The organism is Pasteurella oralis (assembly GCF_042681465.1).
Lineage (GTDB): Bacteria > Pseudomonadota > Gammaproteobacteria > Enterobacterales > Pasteurellaceae > Pasteurella > Pasteurella oralis.
On sequence record NZ_JBHUFP010000004.1, the window covers coordinates 435,473 to 449,343 of the forward strand.

Below are 13,871 nucleotides of genomic sequence, written 5' to 3' on the forward strand. Positions count from 1 at the left end.
GGTGGGTTATGAACGAGCTAACATTAACTCTATCCGTGAGCCTACGCGTTGAGCTTGATCTGCTAACACTCCAACCCATTCAAGGGTTTTATATAAAAACATGACATCAATAGGGTTATAGCGAGATTCAATACCAAGCAACATTTTTCTTAAATGGATTTGCATTTGATCTGTATCATCTTCAATGGCGTCAAGTTCATTGATCATTCGATTGACAAGATCCAGTTCGCGACCTTTGAAACCAGTTTCAAGTAATTGTTCCATTTCATCAATCACGCGATGTGCTTGTACAATTGAATCTAAACTGCGTTTCAAATATTTTTCAAATTCAGGCTGCATTTCTTGGGGAATGGCAAAATGACGACCAATCATTCGCCCAGAGATATCTTTGGCAAAGTTAGCTAATTTATCTTGTTGAGTAACTAATTCAAGTAAATCAGTACGATCAATTGGCATGAATAAACCACGAGGTAATTTCAATCGAATTTCGCGTTTTAAGGTGTCTGCTTGGCGTTCACATTCTGAAATTTTAGCGCGTAATTCTTCGGCTTTGTCCCATTCAGCACGGAAGGTATGTTCAAAGAAAGGAATAAGCAAGTTGCAGCATTCAGTGACTTTTTCTGAATGTCTCTGCAATGGCTTTAACGGCGAATGTGCAAATAATCCAAGGATATTATTAATTGCCATAAGATAACTCCCAAATAGAGGTTGATGTATTTTTCAGGCGAATCTTACCTTATGTCCGCTAAAAATTCACGATTTTAATCGAAAAAGTTCAGTATTTGTTGGATAATGCGAAAGTTAAATTCTTTTCGTCTTCTTTATGACTTATATAATTTATTGAAATAAAAGGATTTTTAGAATGAGTGATGAAATAGAACTAAAATTAGCGGTTGAACCTAGCTTTGTTGATTTTTTACGCCAAGAAATAACGCATTTTCGTTTGTTAGCACAGGACACACAATTTTTAGGCAATTGTTACTACGATACCGTTGATCATTTGTTAGCAGCTCAAAAAATGGGTTTACGTGTGCGGCAACAGAACGGGCAATATACGCTAACTTTAAAAACAGATGGTGAAGTGAAAGGGGGACTGCATATTCGCCCCGAATATAATGTTGCTTTGCCAAATGCAGAACCTAACTTAACTTTACTCGTTGAAAAGTGCGGTGTGAATTTGGAAAATTTTGCACAGCTTAGCTTGCAACCTGTGTTCAGTACAGATTTTGAACGCCAATCGTGGTTAGTTGAATGTGGCAAGGGCAGCGTTATTGAAGTTGCTTTTGATCTGGGGAAGATTGTGGCGGGTGAAAAGCAAATGCCGATTTGTGAAGTTGAATTTGAGTTAAAATCAGGTTGCACAATTGATTTGCTTCGCTTTGTGCGTAGTTTAACCTTAGAAAGTGCTGTGCGTTTAAGTGCTGCTTCAAAGGCAAAACGAGGTTATGCATTAGCTAATGCACAAGCTGTCGAAGTAAGTCATTGGCTCGATAAATGGCGTGAGTTTTTACAATTTGAACAAAATAGCCGTAATCCAGTGGATAAACTTAGTGCGCTTTTTCAATTAGAACAAGCCCTAATTGAAGAAACCTTCGCTATTGATGTGCATTATTTCAGTGTGGATTTTTTACGTACTGTAGAGCGCATTGGGGCATTTTTTAATTTGTATCATTATTACACTGATAATGCGAGGCTATTAGAAACGATTTTTACTCAACAACTATCGCAAAATACAATAGGATTAGATGGTGACGTATTAGCAGATTTATTAGAAAGCAATAATGATTTGTTTACACAAATTCGTGACATTATACGTTTACATAGTGAAACTAAAAATAATCAGCTCGCTTTAGAAAAATTAAAACAATTACTGCAAACAGGACAATATGTAAAACGTATGATCAATTTAATTTCTCTCACATTGGATCATTAATTTATGGCAAAGGCTCCCAAAAGTGCTTATGTATGCAATGATTGCGGCGCGGAGTTTTCGCGTTGGCAAGGACAATGTGCTGCTTGCAAGGCATGGAATACAATTAGTGAAGTTCGTTTAGTTTCTGCGAATACAAATGCTAAAGGCGATCGTTTTAGTGGCTATGCCGGCGAAACTCGTGCCAAAATTCAAACACTGTCAGAAATTTCACTACAAGAAACTCCTCGTTTCGCAAGTGGTTTTAATGAATTAGATCGTGTCTTGGGCGGGGGTGTTGTACCTGGTAGCGCTATTTTAATTGGTGGACATCCCGGCGCGGGAAAAAGTACCTTATTGTTGCAAGTGATGTGTGGTTTAGCACAGAAAATGACCGCACTTTATGTCACTGGGGAAGAGTCTTTACAACAAGTTGCAATGCGAGCCAAACGTTTAGGCTTACCAGCTGATAAATTAAATATGCTCTCTGAAACTTCAGTTGAACAGATTTGCGCTTTAGCTGATCAGTTAAAGCCACAGATCATTGTGATTGATTCTATTCAAGTGATGCATTTAGCCGATATTCAATCTTCACCTGGGAGTGTTGCTCAAGTCCGTGAATGTGCTTCTTTTTTAACGCGTTATGCTAAAACACGACAAGTTGCTATTGTGATGGTAGGACATGTGACGAAAGATGGCACCTTAGCTGGACCTAAAGTATTGGAGCATGTGATTGACTGTTCTTTGTTATTAGAGGGGGAAGCTGATTCACGTTATCGTACTTTGCGCAGTCATAAAAACCGTTTTGGGGCAGTAAATGAATTAGGGGTATTTGCCATGACGGAACAGGGATTACGTGAGGTGAAAAATCCCTCCGCAATCTTTTTAAGTCGTGGTGAAGAACAGACTTCAGGCAGTTCTGTGATGGTGATTTGGGAAGGTACACGTCCATTATTGGTGGAGATTCAAGCGTTAGTTGATCATTCAATGTTAGCCAACCCTCGTCGCGTTGCTGTTGGACTGGAACAAAATCGTTTAGCGTTATTATTAGCTGTATTACATCGACACGGTGGTTTACAGATGTCTGATCAAGATGTTTTTGTCAATGTCGTTGGTGGAGTAAAAGTGACGGAAACCAGTGCAGATCTTGCCTTGTTATTAGCCTTGATTTCGAGTTTTCGTAATCGTCCATTACCACAGGATTTAGTCGTATTTGGTGAAGTGGGATTAGCGGGTGAAATTCGTCCTGTTCCAAGTGGACAAGAACGGATTAGCGAAGCGGCTAAACATGGTTTTAAGCGGGCGATTGTGCCCTTTGCTAATCGTCCTAAAAATACAGTGCAGAATATGGAAGTGTTTACTGTGAAAAAATTGTCTGATGCATTGGTGATATTAGATAATTTTTAAATATCATAGTATGATCTCATTATTATTACAGTTAAAAAGTACAACAAAGGATGTCGCCAATGGAAAAGAAATTGATGAAAGCACTTGATAGTATTGATATAAAAATTTTGAATGAATTGCAACGTAACGGCAAAATTTCAAATATTGATTTGTCTAAAAAAGTGGGTTTATCACCGACACCTTGTTTAGAGCGTGTTAAACGCCTTGAAAAACAAGGTGTCATCATGGGCTATCGTGCTTTGTTAAATCCAGAATTATTAGATTCGCCATTATTAGTCATTGTGGAGATTACCTTAATCCGTGGTAAGCCAGATGTGTTTGAAGAATTTAATGCTGCGGTGCAACAACTTGATGAAATTCAGGAATGTCACTTGGTATCAGGTGATTTTGATTATTTATTAAAAACGCGGGTAGCAGATATGGCAGCGTATCGTAAATTACTTGGTACGACGTTGTTACGCTTACCCGGTGTGAATGATACACGCACTTATGTGGTGATGGAAGAAGTGAAGCAAACCAACTTTTTACAACTGAAGTAAGACCATGATTAAACGAATTTCTGAAAAATTTACCCCTAAGCAGTATTTATTGGAATTTTTCTTTATTTTGACCGCACTTTTCGCACTTTACCTGATTGCGGCGTGGTCAAGTTATTCCCCATTAGATAACTCATGGGCATCTTCAAGCTATATCGAAAAAACGATCAATAAAGCAGGAGCGTTAGGTGCTTGGTTTATTGATTTATTTTTTGTGTTATTTGGGCATATTGGGCATCTTATTCCTTTCGTCGTTTTAATCACCTCGCTTTATTTTTTACGCAGTAAAAGAAAAGCACAATTTAATCTATCACGTTTAACTATTGGCTTACTTGGCTTTGCTATTTTTTTATGTGGCTCTTGTGTATTAGCGACTTTATTGTTGACGAATTCACCTTATTATTTAGCCGGTGGTGTACTTGGCGGCAGTTTAGTGACAGTATTTTTCCCTCTACTGGATTTTGTTGGTTTAATGTTATCTGGCTTTGTTTTAACGTTGCTTGGATTCATTTTATGCTCTGGTTCTTCGCTGATTCGTTTATGTATCAATTTTTTTCATTGGTTGACCATGAAAAACGATGATAAAACAGCACAAGATGGCGAGCAGTCTTTATCCCCGCAGCAAGATTTAGATTTACAAAATACAAGCTTAGATGAAAAAGATGTTGATAATCAAATTAGCTTAATTGAAGACCCACAAATTGATGTACCACCACAAGTTGAAATGGAAACACCTGCTTTAGTGAGTGTCGAAAACTTTATTAATATTAATGGGTTGAATACTGAGCAAGCAACACCACCGCAAACATCAGATGCTGCATCTACATTTGATAGCTTAGAAAAAGCACAACTTGGTGGTTATGCAATTGAACATGAGCTTTCCTTGCCAACAGTCAGTGTACAAGAGGAATATGACGTTCCTGTTTTTTCAGCGGCAGTAGTCAACCCTCAGTTAACACCTGTAGAAGAATTGCGCCAAAGTGTCAGTGATTTCTCACCTGAGCTGGCTGAAATGCCGACAGTTTCGTTATCTCCACTTTCACATAAAATTTCACAAAATTCGACCGCACTTAACGAGCAAGAAAGTGATTTAGCCCGCCAATTCGCTGCCCAAGAACAACAACGTCTAGATGAGATGGCACTACGCGCAAAAGAATTAAATGCAGAGGATGCACTACAAACCATTTTTGCGGAACCTGAATTACAAGAGAATGATTTAGCACCAGCGGCACCAATTTATAAGTCTTATGGCGATTCACTTATTCATCCTGCATTGCAGCAGAAAGTGACGACCAAAGCAAAACCAACAACGCCAATGCCAAGTTTGGAGTTATTAGAACATCGTCCGAGTCAGGCTCATCGTATTACTCAAGAAGAAATCATTGAAACATCACAACGTATTGAACATCAGTTGCGTAATTTTGGCGTTAAAGCAAATGTGAAAGATGTATTAGTGGGACCGGTTGTTACCCGTTATGAACTTGAGTTACAACCGGGTGTCAAAGCAGCGAAAGTAACTGGCATTGATACCGATTTAGCGCGCGCATTAATGTTCCGTTCAATTCGTGTGGCAGAAGTCATTCCGGGTAAACCTTATATTGGGATTGAAACGCCAAATGTAAATCGCCAAATGGTCACATTACGTGAAGTGTTAGACAGTGATGAATTCCGTCAATCAAAATCATTACTTTCAATGGCATTAGGTAAAGATATTAGTGGTAAACCTGTGGTGGTAGATCTGGCTAAAATGCCTCATTTATTAGTAGCAGGCTCAACTGGGTCAGGAAAATCTGTTGGGGTCAATACGATGATTTTAAGTTTACTGTTCAGAGTTAAACCTGAAGAAGTCAAATTCATTATGATTGATCCAAAAGTCGTTGAATTGTCTATTTATGATGGTATTCCACATTTGTTGACAGAAGTTGTGACGGACATGAAGAAAGCCGCGAATGCATTACGTTGGTGTGTCGATGAAATGGAGCGCCGTTATCAATTACTTTCTGCATTACGCGTGCGTAATATCGAAGGTTACAATGAAAAAATAGACGAATATGAAGCCATGAATATGCCAATCCCAAATCCATTGTGGCGACCAGGAGATACAATGGATGCTCTGCCACCACCATTGGAAAAGTTAAGCTATATTGTGGTTATTGTTGATGAGTTTGCTGATTTGATGATGGTAGCGGGTAAACAAGTGGAAGAATTGATTGCACGTTTGGCGCAAAAAGCACGTGCGATTGGAATTCATTTGATTTTAGCGACACAACGCCCGTCAGTAGATGTCATCACTGGCTTAATAAAAGCCAATATTCCAAGTCGAATTGCCTTTACAGTGGCAAGTAAAATTGACTCTCGTACTATTCTGGATCAGGTTGGCGCAGAAGCATTACTTGGACGCGGTGATATGCTGTATTCAGGTGCAGGCTCTTCTGATTTAGTTCGTGTACATGGTGCCTTTATGAGTGATGATGAAGTTGCTCGAGTCGTTGATGATTGGAAAGCGCGTGGCAAGCCAAGTTATATCGAGGGTATTTTAGAAGGCTCTGATGATGACGAAGCAGATTCGCAACGTTCAGCGATAGATTCGGATGATTTAGATGATTTATTTGATGAAGTCGTTGAATTTGTCACTACCACGGGCAATACCTCTACTTCGTATGTACAGCGTAAATTTAAAGTTGGCTTTAACCGCGCTGCACGTATTATGGATCAACTAGAAGAACAAGGGATTGTTTCACCAATGCAAAATGGCAAGCGTGAAATATTAGCACGACGTTCTTCTGATTTTTAGGAAAGTAAATATGCAAAAAATTTTGTTAAAAACGACCGCACTTTTGCTTGCTGGTTTTAGTAGTTTGGCTTGGGCTGATGCGGCAAGCGAATTACAACAGCGTTTAGCTAAAGTAAATGTATTAAGTGCGGATTATGCACAAACAGTGAGTACAGCTGATGGGAAAAATGTGCAGCAAGGCAGCGGTCAAATTCAAATTAAACGTCCTAACTTGTTTCGTATGGATAATAAACAGCCACAAGAAAGTCAAATTATTTCTGATGGTAAAACACTGTGGTTTTACGATCCTTTTGTCGAGCAAGTAACCGCCAATTGGGTAAAAGAAGCAGTAAATAACACGCCTTTCGTCTTGCTTACTAGTGATGATAATAGCCATTGGGCGCAGTATTCTGTTGAACAAAAAGCAGATACTTTTACTTTAAAGCCAAAAGCAAAGAACAGTAATATCAAACAATTTGATATTCGTATTGATAGCGAGGGGGTATTACGCAATTTCAGTACGATTGAAAAGGATGGACAATCGAATTTATATGTATTGCGTAATATTACTAACCAGCCTTTGGCTGACAGCTTGTTTAAGTTTACTGTGCCAAAAGGTGTAGAATTAGACGACCAGCGTAAAAAATAAATTGGAATAGGATATGTCGAACTTGAACCTTGATTTTACGCATGATGATTTTCGTCCTCTTGCTGCGAGAATGCGACCGACGACACTAGAACAATATTGTGGACAAACGCATTTAATCGGTGAAGGAAAACCCTTGCGTAAAGCGATTCAAGCTGGACATATTCATTCAATGGTATTATGGGGTCCCCCCGGAACTGGAAAAACCACCCTGGCAGAGATCATCGCGTTGCGAATTCAGGCAGAAGTAGAACGAATTTCTGCTGTCACTAGTGGTATAAAAGAAATTAGAGAAGCGATTGAACGAGCAAAACATAACTGTTTAGCTGATCGCCGCACTATTCTTTTTGTGGATGAAGTTCATCGTTTCAATAAAAGTCAACAAGACGCTTTTTTACCTCATATCGAAGACGGTACTATTATTTTTATTGGTGCAACGACTGAAAATCCGTCCTTTGAATTAAATAGCGCCCTTTTGTCTCGAGCTCGAGTGTATATTCTAAAATCCCTTACTACACAAGATATCAGCCAAGTTTTGCAACAGGCTTTGCAAGATGAAACCCGTGGATTAGGTAAAACAAAATTTGTTTTAGAGGCTAATATGCTTGAGACACTTGCTGAGTATGTGAATGGTGATGCACGCTTAGCATTAAATAGCCTTGAATTAATGGTTGACATGGCGGAAGAAAGTGAAAATGGCAAAATTTTAGACCACACTTTATTGAAAGAAATTCTAGGAGAACGCCAGGCCCGTTTTGATAAACAAGGCGATCGTTTTTATGATCTGATTTCTGCATTACATAAATCAGTGCGTGGTTCGGCACCAGATGCAGCATTATATTGGTATGCGCGGATTATCACTGCGGGAGGTGATCCGCTTTATGTCGCAAGACGTTTATTAGCTATTGCTTCGGAAGATGTAGGGAATGCTGATCCAAGAGCAATGCAAGTTGCGCTTGCTGCTTGGGATTGTTTTACTCGTGTTGGTGCGGCTGAGGGTGAGCGAGCGATTGCACAGGCAATTGTTTATCTTGCTGTTGCACCAAAAAGTAATGCTGTTTATAGCGCGTTTAAACAAGCAAAAAAACAAGCGCAGGAATTACCTGATTATGACGTACCAGAACATTTGCGTAATGCGCCAACCAATTTGATGAAAGAGCTTGGTTATGGAGCAGAATATCGTTATGCTCATGATGAAGCAAATGCTTATGCCGCAGGTGAGAATTATTTCCCTGAACCTCTCAAAGATACGCAATACTATTTCCCAACCAATCGGGGTATGGAGATTAAAATCAAAGAAAAACTAGATTGGTTGCGGCAACAAGATCAAGTAAGTAAGAGAAAGCGTTATTGAGATTTTCTCTGATTAAAACGCTTGATCAGCTATAAACTGAATTGATAATTCCGGTTCATTATTTGTTTAAAGTAAATTCGCTTTCTTCTTGATTTTATTCGTTTTTAATTGAAGTGTTTTGTCTTTTAAGTGAATTTCATTGCATATTTTTATGAGTAAAATCAGGCGATTTATTCAGAAAAAATTTGCAACTTTTTAAGCTCATCGTGTTTTGATAGAGGAATACTGCATTTTGTTTTTAATCTTTATGCTCTTTGATTTTAAACTGGTTTATTAGTGTAATTCGATCTAAAATAAGTCGATTAATTTTATGCAAAAGTGCGGTTAATTCCGTCTAAATTTTAATGAAAGTAGGTAAAAAATGATCGATCCAAATCTATTGCGTAATAATCTTGCAGAAGTGGCTGAGAAATTAAAAATTAAACGTAATTTTATATTAGATGTTACGTTGTTAACTAAACTTGAAGACCAACGTAAAACATTGCAAGTGAAAACAGAAACCTTACAGGCAGAACGTAATACTCGTTCAAAAAATATTGGTCAGGCAAAAGCGCGTGGTGAGGATATTTCTGCTTTGTTGGCAGAAGTGGAGCATATGGGGATTGAGTTAAGTACGACAAAAGCGAAATTAGACGATGTATTAGCAGAGATTAATCAAATTGCTTTGGCAATTCCTAATTTACCAGCTGATGAAGTGCCTTTAGGTAAAGATGATAGTGATAATATAGAAGTATTGCGTTGGGGAAATCCAAAAATCTTTGATTTTGATGTAAAAGATCATGTGTCATTAGGCGAAGATTTAGGCGGTTTAGATTTTGCAGCCGGTGCAAAATTAAGTGGATCACGTTTTGTTGTCATGAAAGCACAAATTGCTAAGTTACATCGTGCTTTATCACAATTTATGCTGGATTTACATACTGAGCAACATGGTTATACTGAAACTTATGTGCCTTACTTAGTAAATCATGCCACGCTTTATGGTACTGGACAGTTACCAAAATTTGGGGAAGATTTATTCCATACTCAAGCATTAGAAGGTCAGCAACCTTATGCATTAATTCCTACTGCGGAAGTTCCAGTAACAAATTTAGTACGTGATGAAATTTTAGATGAAGCAGATTTGCCATTAAAAATGACGGCACATACGCCTTGTTTCCGTTCTGAAGCAGGATCTTATGGGCGTGATACGCGTGGTTTAATTCGTATGCACCAATTTGATAAAGTTGAGCTAGTACAGATTGTTGCGCCAGAAACGTCAATGGACGCTTTAGAGGAATTAACTGGGCAGGCAGAAAAAGTATTGCAATTGCTAGAATTACCGTACCGTAAAGTATTGTTATGTACAGGTGATATGGGCTTTGGTGCTTGTAAGACTTATGATTTAGAAGTGTGGTTACCTGCACAAAATACATATCGTGAAATTTCGTCTTGTTCAAATATGTGGGATTTCCAAGCACGTCGTATGCAAGCACGTTGCCGCTCTAAAGCGGATAAGAAAACGCGCTTAGTTCATACATTAAATGGTTCTGGTTTAGCGGTTGGACGTACTTTAGTTGCAATTTTAGAAAATTATCAAAATGCAGATGGTTCAATTACGGTACCAAGTGTGTTACGCCAATATATGGGTGGTTTAGAAGTGATTGGAAAATAACGCTTTTCTAATAGAGGTAAATAAGGATAGCTAATTTACGGCTATCCTTTTTTGTGTCTGAATTAATCAAAATAGTATGTTTATTGCGCTAAACTTAATTTTCAGAAAATAAAAAAGTGCAGTTAACATTTTGGTAATGTGACCTGCACTTTTATTTACATTTTAATCAGTTCATTTGTTAAAGCGCGATATATTCTAATTTGGTTGCACAAATACTTTCGACTAAGTCTTCACTCATTTTACGGTAACTTAATGTATTTGCTTGTTCAACCATGACGACTTGTTGAATATTTGCTAACTCTTCTCCATTTAAGAAAAGATGATTAAGTGCGACCTGTAGTGCTGGTAAACTAGGATTAAATGCCGCATTTTCAGCATAACTACCAAAGAATATGCGTTGATCTTGAGTTTGGATTGCAACACCATGATAGGAATTAGAATAGGGGGCATGTGCGGTATTAGCGGCTTTAAGTGCGGTTAAAATAAGTGGATTTTGACTGTGATAATTCAAGTGATTGTCATGCTCATCTAGCAATAATTGATTGATGTTAAGATCTTTTGGACCAAAAGAATCGGGTAAATATTTTTGTAATGGGTTGTTTTGGCTATGAGGTAAGTGAATCTGAAGCTCGGAAGCAGAGTTTAGTTCATTCATAAATTGGCGACAATGACCACATGGCGTATAGTTGACAACAATATCTGTGAGTGATTTTTCGTTATTTACCCATGCATGTGAGATAGCACTTTGTTCAGCATGAATAGTTTGTTGAATGTTAGTGTTTGAAAATTCCTGATTTGCTCCAAAGTAAAAATTGCCACTAATACCAATAGCTACAGCGCCAACATGAAAGTTTGAAATAGGAGTATGAGAGTAACAAGCTGTAATTGGTAATAGTTTTAATGCAAGCTGTTTATGATCAAGATGGTGTTTTTGACAAATATGATTAACAATAAAGTGTGGTAATAAACCAATAAAATGTTGTTCTTCTAAAATGTGCCATATATCTTGCCCGAGTTGTTCTGGCTCAATGAGATGAATGGCTTGTTTAATTTTCTCTGAAATATGTAGATTCATATTAGCTCTCCTTGTCTGAATATCTGTGCTTATATTAATGTACAAAATAGAAAAGATCTTCATTCAGAAGATCTTTTTGTGATTGAAATCAAGCTATGGTTGATTATTTTGCTGCTTTGAGCTTTTGGTAATAGCCGTCGTATAAATCAATTGCATTATCCACATCAATTTGCCATTGGCTACGATCAATGACTTCTTGTGTTAAGAAAGTCGCTTGATCTTCTGTAAGTGCTTTAGGCAGGCGTTTTAATGCTTCTAAGTTAGATGTTGGATAACCAATGTTTAGTGTCAATTTTTCTGAAACATCCGCACTTAATAGATAGTTAATCAATTTATAAGCATTTTCTGTGTTTTTAGCTGTTGCCGGAATAGCAAGATTATCAATCCAAAGCATTGTTCCTTCTTTCGGATAGATCATGTCTACTGTAGCACCTTCATTTTTAGCGATACGTACAGAACCATTCCAAAGTAAACCGATATCTGTTTCTCCTGAGATAAACGTACTTGCAGGGTTATCAGAATTAAAAGAGAGAATATTTGGACGTAGTTTTAATAATTCTTCATAAGCTTCTTTTAACACCATCGGATCTTGTGTATTTGGGTCTTTTCCCATTTTTAATAAGGCGATATTAAAGAGTTCACGAGGATCATCGAGCATTTGCACTTTGCCTTTGAATTCCGTATTCCATAAGTCACCCCAAGATTGAAACTGTTCTGGATTTTGGTTTGAAGTATTATAAGCAATACCTGTTGCACCAAATAGTTGAGGTAATGAATATTTATTCCCTTTATCATAAGGACGATCAAGCATGTTTGGATCAAGTTGTGCTATTACGGGTAGTTTACTGTGATCCAATTCTTTTAGCATTCCTTCTCGAGCCATTTTTGAAACGAAATAGCTAGTTGGTGCGATCACATCATAACCACCATCTTTGCCAAGTGTTTTTAATTTAGCATACATGGTTTCGTTTGATTCTAAGCTTGAAACAATAACTTTGATTCCTGTTTGTTTTGTGAATTCATCTAATAAGCCTTCTGGAACATATTCTGTCCAAGTATAAAGATAAACTTCATTATTTGCTGCGTTTGCATAATTACTTATGCTCAGCATTATCACACCAGCAGTTAAAATACGAGTCAGTTTTTTCATTAATATGGCTCCCGTAAAAGGGTAAAAAATGTGTCAGCTAAGGGCATAACTTAATTGACCTGAAGACGCCGAATGGATACGGACAAGAATGAATTGTAGGCTAGAACGTATTGATTGTAAATGCATTATTATATTAAATTTATGCTTAAAAATTCAATTGACGAGCATCTAAAGATATAAGTTAAAGTATGAAAAAAGTGCGGTTAAAATTTTTGAAATTTCGACCGCACTTGAGCTGTTTACTGACGTTTTAACAACAGATTATTTTGCTGCTTTTAATTGTTGGTAATAGTTTTCGTATAATTCAACTGCATCACCTACATCATCTTGCCAGTAGCTTTTTTGTAATACTTCAGCTGTTGGATAGATAGCAGGGTCTTGTGTGATTTCTGCTGGTAAGAGATTTAATGCTTCGATATTTGATGTTGGATAGCCAATTTCTTCTGTTAGTCGAGCAGAAACTTTTGCACTTAATAAATAGTTAATTAATTTATGTGCTCCATCAGGATTTTTTGATGTTGCAGGAATTGCTAATGTATCAACCCAAAGTACAGGTCCCTCTTTTGGGAACACCATATCTAAAGGTGCTTGTTCTTTTTTAGCAATACGTACAGAACCATTCCATAATTGACCCACTTCAACTTCACCAGAAATAAATGAGTTAGCTGGATTATCAGAGTTGAATGAAAGCACATTTGGGCGTAACTTTAATAACTCTTCATAGGCTTGTTTGATCACTGCTGGGTCAGTCGTATTTGGATCTTGACCTAATTTTAATAATGCAATGTTAAATACTTCACGTGCATCATCAAGTAACTGTACTTTTCCTTTAAACTCAGGTTTCCATAAATCACCCCAAGCAGTGAAATTTTCACCCTTATAGCTATCTGTACTATAAGCAATACCTGGAGCGCCTAATAGTTGTGGCAATGAATATTTGTTACCTTTGTCATAAGGTTTATTTAACCAGTCAGGGTTTAATTCTTTGATAACAGGTAATTTGCTGTGGTCTAGCTCTTTTAACATACCTTCACGCGACATTTTTGACACAAAATAATTTGATGGTGCGATAACATCATAGCCACCAGTTTCACCTTGTGTTTTTAATTTCGCATACATAGTTTCGTTTGATTCTAAACTAGAAACGATAACTTTGATGCCCGTTTCTTTTGTAAATTCATCTAATAAACCATCTGGAACATATTCAGTCCAAGTATAAAGGTAAACAGTGTCATTAGTTGCATGTGCATTCGCTGTTAAGCCAAGTGTCATGATTCCTGCAGTCACAAGACCTGCAAATTTTTTCATTTCTATCATTCTCCTGTTAAGGGTAAACATTCTCTTTACTTAAGAGGCATAAAAAACGCCTT

Annotated in this window: 11 protein-coding genes; 7 read left to right on the forward strand and 4 right to left on the reverse strand. The window is 37.5% G+C overall.

Annotation, left to right across the window (positions count from 1 at the left end):
* Positions 1-6 precede the first annotated feature (6 nt).
* Positions 7-687: a TIGR00153 family protein gene (locus tag ACFSAV_RS03835; RefSeq protein WP_101774765.1), complete on the reverse strand. Its 681-nt coding sequence runs from the start codon at positions 685-687 to the stop codon at positions 7-9.
* A gap of 175 nt (positions 688-862) precedes the next feature.
* On the opposite strand from ACFSAV_RS03835, the gene ACFSAV_RS03840 reads away from it, so the two are divergent.
* From ACFSAV_RS03840 to serS, 7 genes are all read left to right on the forward strand, one after another.
* A complete protein-coding gene (locus ACFSAV_RS03840) occupies positions 863-1,933 on the forward strand; it encodes a CYTH domain-containing protein (protein ID WP_379096362.1) in 1,071 nt (356 codons plus the stop codon).
* 3 nt (positions 1,934-1,936) lie between these two features.
* Entirely contained in the window at positions 1,937-3,316 is a 1,380-nt protein-coding gene (gene radA / locus ACFSAV_RS03845; protein ID WP_379096365.1) for a DNA repair protein RadA, read from the forward strand.
* Positions 3,317-3,375: 59 nt separating this feature from the next.
* A complete protein-coding gene (gene lrp / locus ACFSAV_RS03850; protein WP_005721107.1) occupies positions 3,376-3,855 on the forward strand; it encodes a leucine-responsive transcriptional regulator Lrp in 480 nt (159 codons plus the stop codon).
* Positions 3,856-3,859: 4 nt separating this feature from the next.
* Positions 3,860-6,646, forward strand: a complete 2,787-nt coding sequence (locus ACFSAV_RS03855) for a DNA translocase FtsK (RefSeq protein WP_379096368.1) — start codon at positions 3,860-3,862, stop codon at positions 6,644-6,646.
* A gap of 10 nt (positions 6,647-6,656) precedes the next feature.
* A complete protein-coding gene (lolA, locus tag ACFSAV_RS03860) occupies positions 6,657-7,274 on the forward strand; it encodes an outer membrane lipoprotein periplasmic chaperone LolA (RefSeq protein WP_101774769.1) in 618 nt (205 codons plus the stop codon).
* A gap of 13 nt (positions 7,275-7,287) precedes the next feature.
* Positions 7,288-8,625: a replication-associated recombination protein A gene (locus ACFSAV_RS03865; protein ID WP_379096371.1), complete on the forward strand. Its 1,338-nt coding sequence runs from the start codon at positions 7,288-7,290 to the stop codon at positions 8,623-8,625.
* 361 nt (positions 8,626-8,986) lie between these two features.
* Positions 8,987-10,276, forward strand: a complete 1,290-nt coding sequence (gene serS / locus ACFSAV_RS03870; protein WP_379096374.1) for a serine--tRNA ligase — start codon at positions 8,987-8,989, stop codon at positions 10,274-10,276.
* A 178-nt stretch (positions 10,277-10,454) separates the two neighbouring features.
* On the opposite strand, the gene cdd is transcribed toward serS, so the two are convergent.
* From cdd to ACFSAV_RS03885, 3 genes are all read right to left on the reverse strand, one after another.
* Positions 10,455-11,351, reverse strand: coding sequence for a cytidine deaminase (gene cdd, locus ACFSAV_RS03875; protein WP_379096377.1), 897 nt, complete (start codon positions 11,349-11,351; stop codon positions 10,455-10,457).
* 103 nt (positions 11,352-11,454) lie between these two features.
* Entirely contained in the window at positions 11,455-12,501 is a 1,047-nt protein-coding gene (locus ACFSAV_RS03880) for an extracellular solute-binding protein (RefSeq protein ID WP_379096380.1), read from the reverse strand.
* A gap of 261 nt (positions 12,502-12,762) precedes the next feature.
* Positions 12,763-13,809: an extracellular solute-binding protein gene (locus ACFSAV_RS03885; protein ID WP_101774774.1), complete on the reverse strand. Its 1,047-nt coding sequence runs from the start codon at positions 13,807-13,809 to the stop codon at positions 12,763-12,765.
* Positions 13,810-13,871: the final 62 nt, after the last annotated feature.

Coding starts and splice junctions, on each gene's coding strand:
- ACFSAV_RS03835 (WP_101774765.1), bottom strand. CDS start 687: ATGGCAATTAATAATATCCTTGGATTATTTGCACATTCGCCGTTAAAG.
- ACFSAV_RS03840 (WP_379096362.1), top strand. CDS start 863: ATGAGTGATGAAATAGAACTAAAATTAGCGGTTGAACCTAGCTTTGTT.
- radA (WP_379096365.1), top strand. CDS start 1,937: ATGGCAAAGGCTCCCAAAAGTGCTTATGTATGCAATGATTGCGGCGCG.
- lrp (WP_005721107.1), top strand. CDS start 3,376: ATGGAAAAGAAATTGATGAAAGCACTTGATAGTATTGATATAAAAATT.
- ACFSAV_RS03855 (WP_379096368.1), top strand. CDS start 3,860: ATGATTAAACGAATTTCTGAAAAATTTACCCCTAAGCAGTATTTATTG.
- lolA (WP_101774769.1), top strand. CDS start 6,657: ATGCAAAAAATTTTGTTAAAAACGACCGCACTTTTGCTTGCTGGTTTT.
- ACFSAV_RS03865 (WP_379096371.1), top strand. CDS start 7,288: ATGTCGAACTTGAACCTTGATTTTACGCATGATGATTTTCGTCCTCTT.
- serS (WP_379096374.1), top strand. CDS start 8,987: ATGATCGATCCAAATCTATTGCGTAATAATCTTGCAGAAGTGGCTGAG.
- cdd (WP_379096377.1), bottom strand. CDS start 11,351: ATGAATCTACATATTTCAGAGAAAATTAAACAAGCCATTCATCTCATT.
- ACFSAV_RS03880 (WP_379096380.1), bottom strand. CDS start 12,501: ATGAAAAAACTGACTCGTATTTTAACTGCTGGTGTGATAATGCTGAGC.
- ACFSAV_RS03885 (WP_101774774.1), bottom strand. CDS start 13,809: ATGAAAAAATTTGCAGGTCTTGTGACTGCAGGAATCATGACACTTGGC.